Origin of the sequence: Arthrobacter sp. lap29 (genome assembly GCF_032458965.1) — a bacterium.
Taxonomy (GTDB): Bacteria; Actinomycetota; Actinomycetes; order Actinomycetales; family Micrococcaceae; genus Specibacter; species Specibacter psychrochitiniphilus.
In genome coordinates, this window is record NZ_JAUCEK010000001.1 from 673,698 (window position 1) to 692,972 (window position 19,275).

Below are 19,275 nucleotides of genomic sequence, written 5' to 3' on the forward strand. Positions count from 1 at the left end.
GGGCATCATGGACATTAGAACTATTGACTTATTCGCAGGGGCAGGCGGCCTCTCCTTGGGTTTTGAGCAAGCGGACCTTGGCTTTCGCCCAATTCTCGCCGTTGAGATTGACGATTCAGCGGCCAGAACGTACAAACGGCATTTCGGCGGAACCGTCGAAACAGGTTCCGTTACGGATGTGCAGGTTTTCCCTGAAGCTGACGTGATTATCGGTGGCCCGCCATGCCAAGGATTCTCCCCGCTGGGCAAGAACAGGGATGATGCCTCACGTGCTGAATTGAACGAGTTGTGGCAGCAATACCTCCGCGCAGTTCGGGACGTCCAGCCAGCTGCTTTTATCATCGAGAACGTCCCCGAATTTCAGAAATCGGATCAGTTCGCGGCACTTCTCCATCAAATGGGAACAGATCCATTGCTGATGAAATACAAGTTTGCCTATGGTCCGTTAAATGCAGCAGACTACGGTGCGCCTCAACGGCGGATCCGAGGTATCTTTATGGCCGTCCGTGACGCATCAGAAGTTCAGTGGCCTCCGCCCATCACGCACGGCCCGAACTCATTGACCGATGTGCCTTATATGACGGTTCGAGACGCGATTAGTGATCTGCCCCAATACCCGACGGCAACGGAACCCGAACTCTTCGCTGGCAAGAGCGGTATCCGTCAGGAATTGCACTTGAAGCGAAACCCCAGGCCAACGAGCCTGGAACGGTACAAGGCGATCCCCGCGGGTGGTAACAGATTTGACCTGGCCCGCAACCGTCCAGATTTGCTTCCAGCGTGCTGGGCCAACAAGCCGACCGGCACTACAGATGTGATGGGTAGGCTTTGGTGGGAGCGGCCAAGCCCAACGATTCGAACGGAATTTTACAAGCCGGAGAAAGGCCGTTATCTTCACCCTGAAGCGAATCGGCCGATCACGCACCGTGAAGCAGCACGTCTGCAAGGTTTCCCGGACGACTTCATTTTTGAAGGCAGCAAGATCGAGATTGCAAGGCAAATTGGAAACGCGGTTCCTACAGCACTTGCCCAGGCTATTGCCAGACACTTGTACGCGGCGCTGGCTGCACAGGAGGCGGATGGGAAGACCTCCACTATGAACCTGCCGTTTCCGGTGTGAGCCGTCTGGTCGTTCAGGATGAGGCAAATTCCATTAGGTACTCGTTTTACACGCTGTCTCGCCATTCCTCGACAATGCCATTGAAACCCAGGGCTGTCCCGACTCTGGAACCCTCGACGTGAACGAATGGAAAAAGGTAACCTCTGCGCCATCTTTCGATTGACAAGCAAGTCAGGGTCACCTCAGTGACCACGACCAGATAATTTGTGCTGCAATGTCCAATGCTCATTTCGTCTAGCCCCAATGCTGCCTGACGGATGCATAGCGTTCGTTCAAGGGGTCGTGGAACGCGCGAAGGAGCCCGGGGGCGTGCCGCCGCGGTTCCCCATGCGGATGTTCTACATCCGAGAAGATGGTGGGAGGCCCGCGGGGACGACTCATGTCGTGAGCCGAAAACAGTGCGGGTTTGCCTTGCACCCGATCTGCACTTGATTCTTCGAGCTCTGAAAAAGCCTTTGTTCTAGCGCTCAGGGGTGGTCTCGGTCGGCAGCGCCCTGGGGTAACCCGCGACTGACGGGAGCTACGTGAAGCAGTCCTTGATACTGAACGGATATGGATGGCGAGGAAAGCAGCATCCAGGACTTTCCGGGAGGTAGCCTTTCAGCTGGCACAGGAAGTGCGCCATGACGAAGAGAATCGGCAACATTGTAAATACTTTGTTGCCGTGCGCGATTGCACGGCCGTCAACCCGTCTGCCAGCTGAGCCGTTCAAGTTCGTTGGGACGTCGCAAAAGACATTGCTTTTGCGACTTCAAAGTCCGTTCCAAGAGTCTCCGGCCTGATGGCGACCCAGGCTTCCCCAGAAAGATCGAAACCGTGTCTCGCGGCCAATTCCTGCTGTGGGATCCACGTACCCATGAGCACGACGAGACCGTGCTGGGTATAGACGTCAAACTTTGCCTCACGGGCGCGGCGAGCTGCATCTTTCCTGTTTGCTCCCACCGTTTCGATGGTAATACGCGGGATGACCACCTCGGGCAGATAGCCAAATAGGGCAGTGAGGCGTCGTTTAATTCCTTCCTTCAAGTTGAAGACGACCGCCTTCTGCTCGGAGGTCAAAAGTTTCAATGGATTGCGAGGAAGCGGAGTCCAAGGAAGAACGGGCAGTGCGTAGGTACGAATCGCATCCGCCATAATGTTGCGTTTCTGGTCCCCATTGCCCCTGTTCAGCCAAATACGGTGGGTACGCATCAAGAGGACTTGGTGGCGGTCGTTCTTCGCGTCGACCTGAATGAGAAGGCAAATCTGGCACTGACCTTCTCGAGGGATCATCCAGTTGGTGCGAACGGTCCCTTTTAGCTCGACGGCGATGCCAAGGATCGTCGTGTCGAGCGGAGGTTCTTTGATGAGATCAAGCGCGGCAAGTACCCGGTACTGTAATTTCGTGCCTACTGTTGCCCGCTCGTCCGAATCGACGTCAGGGCTATTGAGATCGAAACGCCAAGTTCTGGCTCCATCGAGTACGTATTCAACGGCATCATTGACCGCACCGGTGAGTAACGTCTCGAGCGGGTGGGATGTCAACCATGTGTGCACAGTCTGGAGATCGGCATCTGATAGCGGATCATCGACGATATGTGTGATGCCATTTCGGTCACTTGCACATTCGCTCCCAGGGGGGAGTAATAATCTCTTCGGGGCCACAAGACATGATTATGCCTTGCCCGCAGACGCATTTGATAGGCGACGCGCCAAGAGGGTGCGCTGCAGCTATTGCCACTTCGCCCGTGTCGGCATCGTGGTCAGCATTCGGACGACATTTCGCGCTGAATTTGACCGAGTGACGGGCCTCCTTGAGTCACTGCCACCCGCGCGTCGTTGCCGTGTCCAGGTGGTTTTCGACCAACGCAGTTCAGCTGGAGCGGCCGACCAGCCTGAAAATTTACCGGCGTCTGTAGCTAAAGTCACTCTTGTTGTCATGTTGATGAATGAACCGTCCCTGGTTTGATGCCGCCGTCTTTTTTGAGAAAGATAGTGAGTATGCCCAAGAATTTTCCCCCTGAAGTCCGTGACCGTGCAGTGCGCATGGTGTTGGATCGATTGTCGGACTACCCATCGGTGAATGCTACTTGCAAGGTAGTGGCTCCGAAGCTCGGCGTTGGCACCGAGTCGCTTCGCCGCTGGGTCATCCAAGCCCAAATTGATGCTGGCGCGAAGAAGGGCCCGAGCAGTAACGAGCTGGAGGAGATCAAGCGGCTACGGGCCGAGGTACGGGATTTGAAGGAGTCCAACGAGATCCTCAAGCAGGCCTCGATTTTCTTCGCGAGGGAACTCGACCCTCGCCGCCGCTAATCTGCCGATTCATTGACCAGCAGCGGGCCCAAGGTCATGCGGTCGAGTCGATCTGCATCGTCCTGCGAGGGCAGGGCGTGCAGGTCGCCGCACGAACCTACCGGGCTTGGAAGAAGCGTTTGCCGGCCCTTCGCACCCTGGAAGACGCCCGGATCACGGACGCGCTCCGGGCCCTAAAAGCCAAAGATGCGAAGGGCCGTCCCCGGCCCGAGATTATCTATGGGCGTCGGAAGATGACGGCATGGCTACGACGGAACGGTTTCCCGGAAGCCTCCAAACACACGGTGGATCGTCTCATGCGTGATGAGCACATGAACGGTCTCATCCGCGGGAGGAAGACCCGCACGACGATCCCTGGCAAGGACGGGCGACGCGCCGGTGACCTGCTCAACCGGGACTTCACCGCCCCGGCACCGAACCAGGTCTGGGTCACCGACTTCACCTACGTGCCGGTCTATGCGGGCTTCGTCTACGTTGCCCTAGTCATCGACTTGTACTCACGCGCGATCGTTGGCTGGGAGACCTCTACGGTAAAAGACACGGCATTCGTGGAGCAATGCCTGCGCATGGCGTTATGGCGCCGCCAGCACACCGGCCGGCCTGTCCCGGAAGGGCTGATTCATCACAGCGATGCGGGCTCGCAGTACACCTCGATCCGCTACACCGACACCTTGGCGCTGGAGGGGTTGCAACCATCCATCGGCAGTGTTGGCGACGCGTACGATAATGCCGCTGCAGAAACCGTCATGGGGTTGTTCAAGAACGAAGCCGTGGCTAAGAACTCACCGTTTCGCACCGGTGCGTTGAAGACCGAAAGCGACGTCATCGAGATCGTGTTCGAGTGGGTTAATTGGTACAACAATGGCCGTCTGCATTCCGCCCTGGACCACCAAACACCAGAGGAATACGAGCAGTCCTACTATGATTTAGAAACCGGCTCGTTACCCGACGACGCCGCCCACAAAACGGCGGCATGATTCCCGGGACGGTTCAGAAAGCGGTCTGCGATTTCCCGGACGGTGTGGTCCGCGGGATAAATGATTTTCCACTGTCGATGTCTTGGCTCGGCCTGGCATGTGTGCCAGGATGGCACAGTTGTGTCATTCTCTGCCAATGTTTTGATTTCCGGTGGTAAATGGCTAGAGATAGCACTTGCGGTGCTAGTCCTTTTGCTTGATTCTTTTGATCGGGATGGCTGTGAACCACTCGATTCTGTAGCTTCCGTAGGATTCGTACCATTCAATATGGCCGTAGGAGGGTGTGTATTCGACGGCGCGGCCGTAGAGGCTACCAACCTTAACTAGCGACTTTTCCAAACGGGGGATGATGTGTGGTCTTTCATCGCTGCGATCGGGGTGTCGGTCGGCGGCAGTGATGATTTCCCTGAGCTTTGAGTCTCGGTCGAATATATCCACTAGAATATTATGTCGGGCTGGTCTCACATGGGATATAGGTGATGGTTTCGCCTATCGTGATGGCATGAAGATCGTTGGCATTCTGGAGACCACCCAGTCAGGCGTCCTCGAACAGTTAGAGTCCGGTTGCTCTGAATACTGGCGCGGATTCGACGCTATGCGCAGGATGGTGCCGGAAGGCGTGCTGTTGCTCAGCGTCCGCGTCTCATGGTATCGGTATGCCTCTGGGGACCTCTTCCTCGCCAGTGGCAGGCGCCTAGTCTCATCGTATGCGGTCGGCAAGCGCCGGTAGTTCTTGAAATTTAATGGGGCCAGGTGCAACCATCATTTTTGACGCGAAAACATGGAGAGCCCTGAATAGGGGGAGTGAAATCTAAAGAAAATTTTGCTGAATTGGGGGAGTAAAGGGGGAGTTGGGCCGTTTTTGGCCTTAAGCCGCTCTGACCTGCGGAATGAAGCCGCAGGTCAGAGGCATGTTTTTGTGCCCCGGGCGGGAATTGAACCCACGACCAAGAGATTCTCGGGCTGATCATTTTTCCAACTTCGTATGTTTTCCGTGGTGCTACATTTCTGTGACAGGGCGACACTGTTTGCATACTCGGGTTCTGTAGACATTTACTAATGCAGCCTGCGTACCATTGCGGCGATGGCAGCTAGTGCTATTGGATCGTGCAGTTTGATTGGAAGGCCTTGTTTAGAACATTGCGGTCCGATCCAATCCGACAACTCTATGCTCGCTTCTTTAGGCCCAACCTCCGACGACGATACTGTTCCAGCTGGCATTCCGGTAGAGCAGCCGGTCGTCAATTCTGAGGCAAGAATCGCGGTGTTCCTCGATTTGGTTTTCCGCCGACGTTCGGCATGAGTAACAGGACTTTGGGATTCGATTGCAGGCATCACAAGTCTCCAAATGGATCTCAGGCCGCTTCTTTGGGCCGGTTACTATTCCATTCGTTGGGGACGCAGTGTGACATGACCCAGACAAGGTGTGGAAAGTGGTCTGGAAGAAATTGGATACATCGCTAGTGCATTCGAGCCGATGGCAATCATGGAGGCTAGACCTTCCACTCGATGCGAATTAGGTCTGGATCGAACTGCCACTTCTTTTTATAGAGAGGGGTTTTTTTACCAGGTACGCGCGGGTCGACATGGATCTTCTCGATCACAGTGTCCACTAGCTGTCTACGCCACGGCATGTCGGCGTTGTCCCACGCTTCTCGTACGCTCTGACCGGCAGGAATTTTTGCCACGGTGGTTTTGGCAGATCTGGCATCTATCTCGCGCCCTAGAGTATCTAAGCGTGATTGGGCGTGGACTTTTGCTGTCTTGTATTCATCCAGCGTGAGTTCACCCGTCGCGTAGCACTCTAAGACGTCTCGTAATCGTCTGGCCTGCATTTCGTGGTCGCGAAGAAGCTTTTTCAGTGCCGGAGTGTTTGACTCCACGTCCTCTAACATGACACCTAGCTCTGGCGAATCCAAACGATACATGATGCAATCGGCGATGAAGTCCTCCAACGGGACTTTCCTGCGTTTCATACGTCCACAGCCAACTTCATCACCGCGGTAATCGCGCTTTCGGCATCCAAAAGCCGGAGAGTAGCTGCCGTCTCGTTGTTGGGCATTAACGATGTGCATACGACAGCCGCATCTACCGCAGTGTACAAACCCCTTCAAAAGGTGCTTATTCGAGTAGGAGCGTTTCCCATTGATGGCTTGGCCTCGTTTGAGGGCAAGCTGCAGATCTTCCCAAGTGTCGAGACTGATGACCGGTGGCCATTGCGCTGGGTACTCATCGTTGTTGTGAACGCGGATCGCGATGTTGCGTGGACGGATGGCGACGTTGCGCACATTCGCCGCACACCACTTGTTGCCCTTTGCCGTCGGAACAGCTCGTGAGTTCAAATCTGTGGCGATTGTTTGCCAGGATTCGCCCCGTACGAATCGGTCTATGACCTCACGAACTATAACTGCTTCACTCTCAATGATGACCATGCCATTTTGTTCATAGCCGTAGCCACGGTTGCCACCCGAGGGTTTGCCGGCTTTAGCAGCTTGGAGCTTGGCTGATAAAACACGATCCTTCGAGTTGTCGACCTCAAGAGTGGCGAAAGCGATGCTTGTGCGTGCCATAGCCCGTCCCATGGCTGTATTCAGATCGAAGGCCCCAGCCATGACGGTATGGGTCAGTACGCCCGTGTCCTCCACGAGGTCAATGTATTCTTCTAGGTCTTTCATACGGCGATATAGACGATCTAGATTCCAGACGATCACGGCATCTATCTCATGATTCCTTATAGCATCCATCATTCGCATGTACGCAGGGCGGGGTTTGCCTGAGTAGGCGCTGATTGAGTTGTCAACCTCTACGAGCGCGACCTCCCACCCGTTGCTTGCGGCAAGGACATGGCAGGAATCTTTTTGGCGCTCCACTCCGAGGCCTTCACCACGTTTATCGTCGCTTATCCGGGCATAAATCGCGCATCGTGTGGGAGTTGGGTCGATATTTTTCATAGGAATCACTGCCGTTCATTTAGAGCCAGTATGAGGCAAGCGTGGGGTGTCGTCAACGTTCTTGCCGAGGCGCCGGAATTTGATAAGCGCGTGTTGGATGCGCTGCGGCAACCGTTGGAGAGCGGGGAACTTATCCTGCACCGCTCCGCCGGAACGGCCTCCTACCCGGCCCGCTTTCAGCTCGTCATGGCCGCAAACCCGTGTCCCTGCGGGAAAGCAACGGGGAAAGGCATCCATTGCGAATGCACTCCCATGGCTCGGCGCCGCTATTTTGGCAGGCTCTCAGGGCCTTTGCTGGACCGGGTTGATATCCAACTTCAAGTCAACAAGGTGCAATTGGCGCAACTGGCGGACTCCGGTCCTCGTGAGTCGAGCCGGCAGGTGGCCGCACGGGTACAACTGGCCCGCAACATTGCCGGTGAACGGTTGAAGCCGTGGGGACTGGCACATAACGCGGACCTGAGCGGCAGGGTGCTCCGTGGGCCCTTGCGGCTGCCTGGGCGCGAGACAGCGTTGCTGGACAAGGCCATGGGCACGGGGGTCCTCAGCGCCCGCGGCTATGACCGTGTGTTGCGGCTGGCGTGGACGGTGGCAGACCTTCAAGGACGGGAAAAGCCGGGCAGCGAAGACGTTGGCTTGGCACTGACGTTGCGGCAGCGAGGAGAAATACCATGAACGGCGCAGAATTAGATGGCGCAGACGCGCAATTGAGGCAGGCAGGGGTAAGTCAGTCCCTGCTGATTGCCAGGGCCGCATTGTCCAGGCTGATGGAACCCTCTGATCTGCCCGGTCTAGCCCTCATCCAGGTGCTCGGAGCGCAGGACGCGCTGGCTTTCATTCGAGGCCGTGACAGTTCCCATGCGCGTGTGGAGAAGGAAATGACCTCCGTTCTCTCAGCAGCGGGCTGTGAACGGTGGGCCGGGCTAAGCGAGGTACTGACACGGTGGCGTCCACGGTTAGTGGATGTGGCGCCGGAACGTGATCTGGCCACGGTGGCACGGTTGCATGGGCGGTTGTTGGTCCCAGAAGATCCACAGTGGCCCCCGGCGCTCGAGGATTTGGAACTGGCCGCACCCATTGCTCTCTGGTGCCGGGGCAGTCTTACCGCGTTACCTGCACAAGCCAGGTGCATCTCCGTGGTGGGCTCACGGGACAGCACCAGCTATGGGGCAAATGTGAGCGCAGAAATTGCCAGCACTCTTGTGCAACATGGCTTTACCGTGATCAGCGGAGGCGCCTACGGAATTGATGCCCACGCTCACAGAGGAGCGTTGAGCGCGTCCCGGCAGCCCCACCTGCAGCCCCACCTGCAGTCTTCCCGCCAGCCCTCCCCTCAGCAGGCACTGCTCGAGCCAGGGCTGGAGCAGACGGCAAAGCCGGGGCTTGCAGGCACCAACGCCGTCAGCGGCGGGTACCGGCCGGCAGAAGACGTCCCGCCCACCATTGCCGTTATGGCAGGCGGCGTGGACAGGTTCTACCCCTCAGGAAATGAAGATCTGCTGCGGACCATTGCCGAGCGAGGACTCGTTGTCTCAGAGGTGCCACCTGGCACTAATCCCACTCGCTACCGCTTCCTACAGCGCAACCGCCTCATCGCGGCGCTGAGCTCCGTCACCGTTGTTGTCGAGGCTCGCTGGCGCTCAGGGGCCTTGAATACCGCCCACCATGCAGAAGCTCTGAGCAGGCTAGTGGGGGCGGTGCCTGGTTCCGTGTACTCGGCGAATTCTGCTGGCTGCCACCGGCTGCTCAAGGAAGGTTCTGCCGTGTGCGTCACTGATGCTGCGGATGTCGCCGAATTGGCAGGCGGCATAGGCGAACACCTATCCACGGAGCCGTATGTTGAAGCCGCCTTGCATGACGGGCTGGGGACCTCAGATTTGCTGCTGTTGGATGCCTTACCATTGCACTCAGCCACCACCTTGGAAAAGCTGTGCGTAGTGGCCGGGCTCAGTGCAGCAACTGTGCTTTCGGGTTTGGCTCGTTTGGAAGTCTTGGGGCTTGCTGAACGATTTGGCGGTGGCTGGAAACGAAGCCGCAGATCGTGAGGTGCCAGAACCACGCGTAACGTTCCGGGAATCCTTCGGGGGATAGGTAACGGTTGCTACGGTGGCACAGACAAAACCTCAGGGCGGTGGCATCATGACACTATGAGTCATGACTCTATGAGCATCGAAGCGGATCGGCCTTTTCCCGCCCGCCGCCGGCGCAACACCGGGCGGAGTATTCTGCTGGTCTTTCTCGCAATCTTCGTGATTGCAGCACTAAGTAGTGTGGCTTTTATTGCCAATCTTGCCCACACCTTCAATAGCCAGACCCAGAGTATCCCTCAAGCATTCCCCCAAGAGAGATTCCGGCCCGTCAAGCCGACGGAAGGGCCAGCTGCACAGGCCCAGAATATTTTGCTGCTAGGCAGTGACAGCCGCGGAGATGGCCTGAACCTCGCCGAAGCAGGCGACCCCTCCAACCAGCGCTCGGACACCATCATGTGGTTGCACGTGCCGGCGGATCGCCACCATTTGTATTTGATGTCAATCATGCGTGACATGTGGGTAGATATACCCGGGGTGGGGCCAGCCAAAATCAATGCGGCTATGGCTTACGGGGGTGTTCCTCTGGTAGTCCAAACACTGGAAGGACTGTTTAAAACCAGGATCGATCACGTGGCAGTTATTGATTTCCAGGGGTTTAAGTCAGTCACTGACGCCTTGGGGGGTGTGCAGGTCAACGTACCGTTGGACTTCACTTCCGTTCATGGCAACTTCACCTTCAAGGCCGGTCCGCAAAAACTCGACGGCGATCAGGCTCTGGCGTTCGTAAGGGAACGCTACGCCTTTGTTGACGGCGATTATCAGCGGGTGAAGGATCAGCAACTATTCCTGAGGGCAGTGCTGAACGAGGTCATGTCACCGGCAACAATGACCAACCCCTTCAAAGTGACAACGCTCGTGAAAGAGATTTCTCCCTATGTCAGTGTGGATTCCACCCTGAATGCCGCAACTCTAGGCGCGCTTGCCTTGAGTCTGAATGGTGTCCGTGGATCAGACGTGATCGCTTTTACCTTGCCTACCTTAGGGACGGGAACAAGCGCAGACGGGCAGTCCATTGTCTTGGCCGATGACAATGCCCTGACTGCTATAGGGAAGGCCCTGAATAATGACACGCTCGGGGAGTACCTCCAAACGGCAGGTCTTGGCTGAGTAGAGTTTCTCCCAGTACGGCGAGGTAACTTGCCCATGTCAGCCCGCTGGCGCACAGTGGGTGTGTGGAATCAGAAGAACGGGCCGCCCTGCCGCCTGCCCTTGCCAGCGCAGCTGACGCCTTTGCCCGCTATTTACGTCACGAGCGGGGACGGTCAGAACATACGGTGCGGGCCTACCTCGGGGACATTGATGCGCTACTGATCCACGCCGTCACCGAAGGCAATACGCACTTGGCCGAGCTGGACCTCAGCTCACTGCGGCGTTGGCTCGGCGAGCAAAGTAGCGCTGGGCTGGCCCGCTCAACCCTTGCCCGGCGTGCCGCCACGGTCCGAAGCTTCACAGCGTGGGCGCTTCGAGAAGAGATCATCACGGTGGATCCGGCACTTCGCCTCAAAGCGCCCCGGAGCGAGAAGACACTGCCGGGGGTATTGCAACAACAACAAATACGCCGGCTCTTGGAGGAACTCACTGCCTCAGCGCAGTCCGGGGACGCCGTAGCAGTGCGGGACCTAGCCATGGTGGAGCTGCTCTATGCAACAGGTATTCGTGTTGGAGAATTGGCGGGCCTGGACGTGGGGGACATCAACCGGGAACGGCGTACCTTGAAGGTTCTGGGCAAGGGCAACAAGGAGCGGATTGTTCCCTTCGGTGTACCGGCAGAAAAGGCCGTGGGGGATTGGTTGGAGACTGGCAGGCTTACCCTGCTGAAAGCAGGGGCAGGATCTGCCTTGTTCTTGGGCAAGCGCGGAGGGCGGATTGACCAGCGTGCAGTGCGCACCGTGGTAGACCGGCTTTTGCGTGCCATGGGTGATACCTCCGCAACCGGACCCCACACGTTGCGTCACACTGCGGCCACTCACCTCCTGGACGGTGGGGCTGATCTGAGGTCGGTGCAGGAAATTCTTGGTCACACATCATTGGCCACAACCCAGTTGTACACACATGTTTCCGTGGAACGGCTGCGGGAAAGTTACCGCACAGCGCATCCACGGGCTTGAACAAACGCGCTCCAAGTCACTACGGTGGCGTAATGTGATCCGCTGCGGCACAATGAGAGGAAGCAAAAGCAATAGAATCTATTAACAGCCCCGAAGGACGGGTAAAACACACAAAAATTTAGGCCAGCACAGAAGCCCGTGTAACCAGAGTTTCATCCATAAGAAGGTCGTTGGGGAAGACGCACCTACTGCTATGGAGGATGGAATGAAGGTAGTAACCACGCGCGGTGTCTTATTTGTGCACTCAGCCCCGGCTGTCATGTGCCCACATATTGAGTCATCCATCGCAGGGGTGATGGAACAACGCTCGGACTTGCACTGGACTGCACAGCCCGCGGCGCCCAATGTGCTGCGCACAGAAGTCCTCTGGCAAGGACCCGCAGGAACAGGCGCCCGGCTGGCGTCGGCTCTCCGCGGATGGGCCAATGTCCGCTATGAAGTGACAGAAGATCCCAGCCCCGGTGTGGACGGCTCGCGCTGGTCCCACACCCCTGAACTAGGTATTTTCCATGCCGTCACGGACGTGCACGGAAACATCATGGTTTCAGAAGATAGGATTCGCTACGCCTACGAATCCGGCGCTGGCGATCCCACGGTTGTCTACCAGGAGCTCTCACTAGCCCTTGGCGAAGCCTGGGATGAGGAACTTGAACCCTTCCGCCATGCGGCTGCAGGCGCCCCTGTCCGGTGGCTCCACCACGTAGGCTAAGCAACTCTCTGTTTTTCTTGCCACGATGGACACCAGTTCCATTAAGGCATAAAAGAACGACGGTGGCACCCACCAAAAAGGTGAGTGCCGCCGTCGTATTTTAATCCCGCCCTCTGCTACTGCGAAAAATCCGATGTCCGCAAGAGCCATAAAAAAGTGGGGAAATTAGGAGAGTTCAACCTTCGGGCCCGTGCTACGGATTGCCACAACAGCGTTGTGACCGCCGAAGCCGAATGAGTTGTTCAATGCCATGATCTCACCCTCGGGCAGTTCACGCGGGGAACCGGTGACAACATCAAGGGGGATTTCCGGGTCCTGGTTCTCCAAGTTGATGGTGACAGGGGCCAAACGGTGGTAGACGGCCAGAACGGTCAGCACCGACTCCACAGCACCCGAGGCACCCAGCAGGTGCCCCATCTGCGACTTCGTGGCGGAAACGCACACGTTATCGACGTGATCGCCAAGGGCGGCCTTAAGTGCGGTGTATTCCGGCTTGTCACCGACAGGCGTTGACGTGGCGTGAGCATTGACATGCACCACGTCCTCAGGCATTGCACGGGCATCGAACAGGGCTGCCTTCAAGGCGCGGGTTGCACCCAGGCCCTGGGGGTCCGGAGCCGTGATGTGGTAGGCATCTGCGGTGACAGCAGTTCCAGCCAGCTCGCCGTAGATACGGGCGCCACGGGCCAAGGCGTGCTCCTCGGCTTCTAGCACCAGTGCGCCGGCGCCCTCACCCATGACAAAACCGTCACGGCTGATGTCGTAGGGCCGTGAAGCCGTCTCGGGGGAATCGTTGCGTTTGGAGAGCGCCTGCATGGCGGCGAAGGAAGCCAGCGGCATGGGGTGGATGGCGGCTTCGGCACCACCGGCCACCACCACGTCGGCCTTGCCCGAGCGGATCAGCTCAAGGGCAATGTGCAAGGCTTCGGTGCCTGAGGCGCAGGCGGAGACGGGAGTGTGGGCTCCGGCACGGGCGCCAAGGTCCAGGCTGACGGCTGCTGCCGGGCCATTGGGCATGAGCATGGGAACCGTCATGGGCAGGACCCGGCGCGGACCCTTTTCACGCAGGGTGTCCCACGCGTCAAGAAGGGTCCAGACTCCGCCGATCCCGGTGGCAAAGGCTACTGCGAGGCGGTCGTGGTCAACCTCTTCGATACCGGAGTCTTTCCACGCCTCACGAGCCGCCACAACTGCGAACTGTGTTGAGGGGTCCATGCGCTTGGCCTCGACGCGGCTGAGCACCTCGGTGGCAGGAGTTGATGCCTTGGCGGCGAAATGCACTGGAAGGTCGTACTTTTCCACCCAGTCGTCGGTGAGGGTGTGGGCGCCGGAAACACCCTTGAGGGCGTTCTTCCACATGGTCGGGACGTCGCCGCCAATGGGTGTGGTGGCACCCAAACCGGTGATGACTACTTTGCGGGCCATGGTTCAACTCTCTACAAAAATTTGGGGGCAGGTCGGGGGGTGGTGATGTGGTTGGCCGGTGTCCTGCAGATCCGGCCAACCACGGTGTCACAGTCCGCTACTGCGGGTTGAGACGAACACAGGGCTCAGGCTTAGGCCTGTGCGCCTGCGATGAAGCTGACAGCGTCGCCAACGGTCTTGAGGTTCTTGACTTCCTCGTCCGGGATCTTCACATCAAACTTCTCTTCAGCGTTGACAACAATGGTCATCATGGAGATGGAATCGATGTCCAGATCATCTGTGAAGGACTTATCCAGCTCAACTGCCTCGGGGGCAAGTCCGGTCTCTTCGTTAACGATTTCGGCCAAACCAGCCAGGATTTCTTCGTTGCTAGCCATTGACGGCTCCTTTTCTTCTTTTGCTGTGATCAAGGACTTGATCATTTCAGGCATGATGATCACCCTCGGTTGAGGGGGATACGTTTTTAGGGCAGACGCACAACTTGGGCGCCAAACACCAGTCCGGCACCAAAGCCGATCTGAAGCGAAAGTTTACCGGAGAGCTCGGGGTTCTCTGCCAGCAAGCGGTGTGTTGCCAGGGGGATAGAGGCGGCGGAGGTATTTCCAGCATCGGCAACGTCACGTCCAATGATGACGTGCTCAGGCAGTTTGAGCTGCTTGGCAAGTTCGTCAATGATGCGCATATTGGCCTGGTGCGGCACAAAGGCGCCCAGATCCTCGGCGGTGATGCCGGCATCGACGAGGGCCTTCTTGGCCATCTTCGCCATTTCCCACACGGCCCAGCGGAACACTGTCTGGCCGTCTTGGCGCAGTGTGGGCCACAGCGTGGAGTGGGCCTCGTCAGCCGCGGCGAGGGCTACGCCGTCGCCCTTCATGGCCTGCTCGCTGAAGTCACGGATATCCAGCTGGGAGTGGGTCATGCCAATGGTGTCCCACTTGCTGCCGTCCGAACCCCACACGGAGGGGCTGATGCCGGGATCCTCGGAGGGGCCTATCACCACGGCGCCGGCGCCGTCACCGAGCAGGAAGGAAATGGTGCGCTCATGGTTGTCGATGACATCGGAAAGCTTCTCAACGCCGATGACCAGCACATATTCCGCGGTTCCTGAACGGACCAGGGAGTCCGCCTGGGCCACGCCGTAGCAGTAGCCAGCACAAGCTGCGGAGATGTCGTAGGCAGGGGCAGGGGTGGCACCGAGACGGTCGGCGATCAAAGTGGCAGCCGAGGGTGTGGCGTACGGGTGCGTCACAGTTGAGACCAGCACCGCACCAATCTGGGAGGCCTCAATGCCAGCTTTTTCAAGGGCTTCAGCACCTGCCGAGACGGCCATGTCCACCACGGAGACGTCCTTGGGGGCGCGGTGCCGGGTGATGATGCCCGTGCGTTGGCGGATCCATTCGTCAGAGGAGTCAATCCACTGGCACACGTCCTCGTTGCTGACAATGATGGACGGGCGGTAGGCGCCAATGCCCAAGATCTGGGAACCGGCCCGCGTGGGGGTTGCCTTCAAAGTGGGGGTGCTCACAGTGATCCTGCTTCCGATGAAAGGTGTGCTGCCAGCACTTCTCGGGCAGCTTGGAGATCTTCGGGTGTTTTCACCGCAATGGTGGCCACCCCGGACATTCCGCGTTTGGCCAAGCCTGTCAACGTGCCAGCCGGGGCCAGCTCGATCAGCCCGGTGACACCCATGGTGGACATGGTTTCCATGCACTTATCCCAGCGCACGGGCCGTGACACCTGGGCGATGAGTGAGGCAAGTGCCGCTTCCCCGGAAGGTACTGCGGCGCCGTCGTAGTTGGAGAGTAGCGCCACCTTGGGTGTGTGGGGAGTAAGTGACGGAGCCAGCGCTTGCAAGGCGGAGACGGCCGGGGCCATGTGGTGGGTGTGGAACGCGCCGGCAACCTGCAAGGGGATGACCCGGGCCTTGGTGGGAGGGGCCGCGACAAGGGCCGCAATCTGCTCCAGCGTGCCCGCGGCCACGGTCTGGCCCTTGGAATTCATATTTGCCGGGGTGAGACCGGCGGCTTCGATGGCGGCGATAACCTCTTCGGGATCCCCGCCCACAACAGCTGCCATGCCGGTGGGTGTGACGGCAGCGGCCTCGGCCATGCGGTTGGCCCGCTCCCGCACAAAGGCCATGGCATCGGAGTTGGAGAGGGTTCCGGTCAGGGCAGCGGCCGTGATTTCACCGACGGAGTGGCCAGCTACCACCATGGTGCCGGGAACCAGAGCAGCGGTTGCGTCTTCGCCCAGGAGCGCCTGGGCTGTGATGAGCCCGGCAGCCACGATCAGCGGCTGAGCAACGGCTGTGTCCTTGATGGTTTCCGCATCTGAAAGGGTGCCGTGGGTGAGCAAATCAATGCCCGCGGCATCGCTCAGGGAGGCCAGTTGTTCTTGGACACCAGGGAGTTCTAGCCATGGCGAAAGGAATCCTGGGGATTGAGAGCCCTGACCCGGGCAGACTATTGCAAGCACATTAACCAGCTTTCCAAACTTAACAGCATTTTTAGGGTGTTTCCATACACCAAGCTCTTCGGCACAATTTGTAGGAAGTCTACAATGCTCCCGGGTCTCGGCGCGTCATCGTTACGTCTCTTGGTGGGATATGCACAGTGTGCTGGCCTGAAAATTCAGTGGCTGCAAGTGCGCTCCGGCCCATTCCTGGCCGCCGGTAAACGCTCCCGGCCGTGCCAAAGCGGCTCTCACGGGGCCTTGCCAGGCTGCTTGGGGCTTTGTGTGCCTGCCAGTTTTGCCGGTGTGGCGAGCCTGCCCACAATCAAGGCTGTTTGGAGGACAAACGCTTCACGGGGAATGAGCGGGTCCCATCCTGTGACATCGCACACGCGTCGCAGCCGGTAACGGACGGTGTTGGAGTGAACAAAAAGGTCACGGGCCGCAGCCTCCAAGGAATGCCCACCCTGCAGGTAACTGCTCAGGGTTTCCTCCAGGCCATTGGATGCTGCCACAAGCGGGCGGTAAATGCTCGTCAGCAGGACTTGGCGGGCAGAGTCATCGCCCCCTATGACACGCTCAGGCAACAGGTCCTCAGCTGACACCGGACGCGGGGCGGCGGACCAGCCCTTGGCTACTGACATGCCGGCGAAAGCCGCCTTGGCGCAGGCGGTAGCCTCGGCCAGCGTTGTCGCCAGCGGTCCATACACAACCGGTCCCGGGGCAAACAGTTCGCTCAGGCGCACATAGGCTGAATCGGGATTCGCCACGTTGCCCAGCACCAGAATTAACTTATCGCCTTGAATGCCCACCATGACATCTTCGGCAAAACGTCCTGCTGCGCGGCGCAGCGTGGAGAGGAAAAGGGCATTCGGTTCTGACGGCGCGGGGCCCACCATGATGGTGAACCGTCCGCGCGAGGTCCAACCCAAGGCTGAGATGCGTGATTGGAGGGCATCGGAATTCTCCCCGCGGAGGATGCCATCAACAGCCAGCGCCTCTAACCGGGTATCCCAGGCACCCCTGTTTTCCGCGGCACGGGCGTAGACGTCTGCAGCGGCAAAGGCCACCTCGCGAGAGTAGCGTAGAACGGCTTCGCGCAAGGCCACTTGTTCCTCCGGCGCCGCTAGTTCAGGCACTCTGTCCTCGACCACTTGGACAACGGTCCGGATCAGCTGCAGCGCCCGCTGCAAGCTGATTGAGCGCGTGAGCTCGGTGGGAGCTGTGCCGAAGACATCAGAAAGGACCCAGCTAGGAGATGACGGGTGTTCGTACCAGGAGACGAACGCGGCTATCCCGTTCTGTGCCACGAGACCTAGGGATGAACGTTCGTCGGCGCTGAGCCTCCGGTACCAGGGAAGCGTGTTTTCAAGTTCCCTGCGCATCATGGTGGACAAGGGGCCAATGTTGGCTCGCAGCCGTTCCAGGGTATTTGATCCGCCATGATCCCGCGCCACTGTAGCCGGTGATTTCTCTACTGCCATGTCTTGAGGATATGTCCTGAGCTGCGAGTCAACGCTATTGGTGGCGCTCAGGCGGGCGGTGATGCCTATCTGTGAGCTCATAGGCTGGAGGCTGATGGCGGAAGCTGCTCCGTATTCGCTGCCACCAAGGCTCGCGCGCTTTCCAGTAATTCTGCCGTTTTTTGGGGCAGATGTCCGGCTGATTTGATGGCAGTTTCCATGTTTTGAGCCTGATGGAGAATAACGGGCCGGTAGGACCCGGCATGGTCTGACCAGGACAATTCCTGAAGTAGTTCTAGCAAACGCTCGGCAACTTCAGGATCACTGGTCCCGTAGAGGCGTGGCTGCGCCATGGACAAGTCAAGAAGGTCTGCCAACTCTGGAAGGGTCAAGACCACTCGGACTCTGTTCTGCTCATCCATCAGACACTGTGTGCCGGGCATTCTGGCAGGGAGCTGGCAGAGGAGTCCGGAAAGGTGGCCGAGAACGTGCACAGCGGTGGTGGGGTCGTTGACCCCGGGGGAGAGCGCTCGTGCAGCAACGTCTACTAACTGGCGGAAGCCAAAGGCCACATCCTGAACGTGAGTGCGTTCGCTGCCGGTATGAATGGCCTTAGTGCTGCCTTTGGCCAACCGTTTAGCTGTTTCCAGATCAAATTCAAGGCTGGAATCCAGCGGCCAGGCAGTGGCGAACGGGACCCCTTGGATCACGGAACTTCCCGGTGTCTTATCAATCCTGATCACCGCCCCTTCAGCTACGGCAAGGCGGATCAGTTCCTGGTAGTCAACCGATGTCAGAAATCCTGTCCGAGCGGCTTCGATCCTGATAAATCCAGGCCCTGCGGGCGGGGCGGGACGCCACGGCGCCCGGTCTGGCGGAAAACAGCGTTCTAACGTGGCCCTGGTTTCGTCGGCAACGCGTTGCATCATGGTTTCTGCCCGGATTTCCCGAGTGAGGTGTGCCAAGAACAAGACGAGTCCTAGAATGCTGGCAATTGAGAGCAGGAAGGCGAGCGTGACGGAAATTTCCGGGACAAATCCTGCTGTTGGGCCGCTGGCGCTCCGCACAGTGCGCAGCACTGTCAAGGCAAATGCAAACGCGGACATGAATAAGGCCAGGGTGTAGTGGACAAACTTATCGGCAGCAAAGGTCCGTAGGACCCGGGGAGAGAATTGGCTACTGGCCAATTGCAAGGTGACCACTGTCAGGGAGAAAGTCAAGGAGGTGACTGTAATGAGGGAGCCTGCAATGGCTTGCAGAACGGCCCTTGCAGCGTCAGGTCCGCCACCGAAAAGGAACCCCGAGATGTTCCCCGGCAGTTTGGTATCCAGCGCAGCATCTAGTGCTGGTAGTACTGTCCCCAGTGCCAGCGCTACTAGTACTGCAATAGCCGGTACAGGCCACAACTGCGTGCGGAGCGCATCTGCGATCCGGGCCGTTCTGCTGTTCATTGAAGCCTCCACGCATCCTGAAAGTGCCTAGAAGGAGCCGTCTTGAGCTCCTCTGAATTTGGGGTGTGATGGCTGTGGCCGGTGAAACCAGAAAGGTTCACCGGCCACAGCCGTGCGTTGCGCCCCAGCCCGAGTAGGGCGTGGGGTGGGCCCACGCCCGTGGGGCGGGTGTGGGTGGGCCCACGCCGGCGAGGGACCCGTTTTATCTCGCGCTTAGCGCGGGATAAAACGGGAGCCG

General features: G+C 58.4%; 15 protein-coding genes and 1 pseudogene. 7 read left to right on the top strand and 9 right to left on the bottom strand.

Annotation, left to right across the window (positions count from 1 at the left end):
- The first annotated feature begins 7 nt into the window (after positions 1-7).
- A complete protein-coding gene (locus RY113_RS02990; RefSeq protein WP_315913291.1) occupies positions 8-1,120 on the top strand; it encodes a DNA cytosine methyltransferase in 1,113 nt (370 codons plus the stop codon).
- A gap of 708 nt (positions 1,121-1,828) precedes the next feature.
- Here the strand turns inward: RY113_RS02990 and RY113_RS02995 are convergent.
- Entirely contained in the window at positions 1,829-2,644 is an 816-nt protein-coding gene (locus tag RY113_RS02995) for a NaeI family type II restriction endonuclease (protein ID WP_315913293.1), read from the bottom strand.
- Positions 2,645-3,100: 456 nt separating this feature from the next.
- On the opposite strand from RY113_RS02995, the gene RY113_RS03000 reads away from it, so the two are divergent.
- Positions 3,101-4,389, top strand: a protein-coding gene (locus RY113_RS03000) for an IS3 family transposase (protein WP_315913295.1) whose coding sequence is annotated in 2 segments (ribosomal slippage) — positions 3,101-3,374 and positions 3,374-4,389 — 1,290 coding nt in all. Because the reading frame shifts where the segments join, the coding sequence is not laid out codon by codon here.
- Positions 4,390-4,572: 183 nt separating this feature from the next.
- Here RY113_RS03000 and RY113_RS03005 read toward each other — a convergent pair.
- Together RY113_RS03005 and RY113_RS03010 are read right to left on the bottom strand one after the other, a co-directional pair.
- The gene (locus RY113_RS03005) at positions 4,573-4,827 is read right to left on the bottom strand and encodes a hypothetical protein (RefSeq protein WP_315913297.1); all 255 of its coding nucleotides are present in this window, start codon (positions 4,825-4,827) and stop codon (positions 4,573-4,575) included.
- Positions 4,828-5,882: 1,055 nt separating this feature from the next.
- Positions 5,883-7,340, bottom strand: a complete 1,458-nt coding sequence (locus RY113_RS03010) for a recombinase family protein (RefSeq protein ID WP_315913299.1) — start codon at positions 7,338-7,340, stop codon at positions 5,883-5,885.
- A gap of 24 nt (positions 7,341-7,364) precedes the next feature.
- On the opposite strand from RY113_RS03010, the pseudogene RY113_RS03015 reads away from it, so the two are divergent.
- The 5 genes and pseudogenes from RY113_RS03015 to RY113_RS03035 all read left to right on the top strand — a co-directional run.
- A pseudogene (locus tag RY113_RS03015) lies at positions 7,365-8,015 on the top strand (ATP-binding protein); the annotation flags it as partial.
- Positions 8,012-9,385 carry a DNA-processing protein DprA gene (locus RY113_RS03020; protein WP_315913303.1) on the top strand — a complete coding sequence of 458 codons (1,374 nt, stop codon included), beginning with the start codon at positions 8,012-8,014 and terminating at the stop codon, positions 9,383-9,385. The pseudogene RY113_RS03015 and the gene RY113_RS03020, both read left to right, overlap by 4 nt.
- Before the next feature lie 102 nt (positions 9,386-9,487).
- On the top strand, positions 9,488-10,537 hold the full coding sequence (locus RY113_RS03025; protein WP_315913305.1) for an LCP family protein: 1,050 nt from the start codon (positions 9,488-9,490) through the stop codon (positions 10,535-10,537).
- Between the two features lie 65 nt (positions 10,538-10,602).
- Positions 10,603-11,538, top strand: a complete 936-nt coding sequence (locus RY113_RS03030) for a tyrosine recombinase XerC (RefSeq protein WP_315913307.1) — start codon at positions 10,603-10,605, stop codon at positions 11,536-11,538.
- 205 nt (positions 11,539-11,743) lie between these two features.
- Complete coding sequence (locus RY113_RS03035; RefSeq protein ID WP_110107372.1) at positions 11,744-12,247, top strand: DUF3145 domain-containing protein; 504 nt, start codon at positions 11,744-11,746, stop codon at positions 12,245-12,247.
- Positions 12,248-12,412: 165 nt separating this feature from the next.
- On the opposite strand, the gene fabF is transcribed toward RY113_RS03035, so the two are convergent.
- From fabF to RY113_RS03065, 6 genes are all read right to left on the bottom strand, one after another.
- Positions 12,413-13,672: a beta-ketoacyl-ACP synthase II gene (gene fabF / locus RY113_RS03040; protein ID WP_110107374.1), complete on the bottom strand. Its 1,260-nt coding sequence runs from the start codon at positions 13,670-13,672 to the stop codon at positions 12,413-12,415.
- Positions 13,673-13,803: 131 nt separating this feature from the next.
- Entirely contained in the window at positions 13,804-14,049 is a 246-nt protein-coding gene (locus RY113_RS03045) for an acyl carrier protein (RefSeq protein ID WP_038462997.1), read from the bottom strand.
- Between the two features lie 86 nt (positions 14,050-14,135).
- Positions 14,136-15,197 carry a beta-ketoacyl-ACP synthase III gene (locus tag RY113_RS03050; protein ID WP_315913317.1) on the bottom strand — a complete coding sequence of 354 codons (1,062 nt, stop codon included), beginning with the start codon at positions 15,195-15,197 and terminating at the stop codon, positions 14,136-14,138.
- Entirely contained in the window at positions 15,194-16,147 is a 954-nt protein-coding gene (locus RY113_RS03055; RefSeq protein ID WP_315913319.1) for an ACP S-malonyltransferase, read from the bottom strand. The genes RY113_RS03050 and RY113_RS03055 overlap by 4 nt, the downstream gene beginning before the upstream one ends.
- Before the next feature lie 227 nt (positions 16,148-16,374).
- A complete protein-coding gene (locus RY113_RS03060) occupies positions 16,375-17,607 on the bottom strand; it encodes a helix-turn-helix domain-containing protein (protein ID WP_315913385.1) in 1,233 nt (410 codons plus the stop codon).
- Positions 17,608-17,684: 77 nt separating this feature from the next.
- A complete protein-coding gene (locus tag RY113_RS03065; protein WP_110107379.1) occupies positions 17,685-19,037 on the bottom strand; it encodes a DUF2254 domain-containing protein in 1,353 nt (450 codons plus the stop codon).
- Positions 19,038-19,275: the final 238 nt, after the last annotated feature.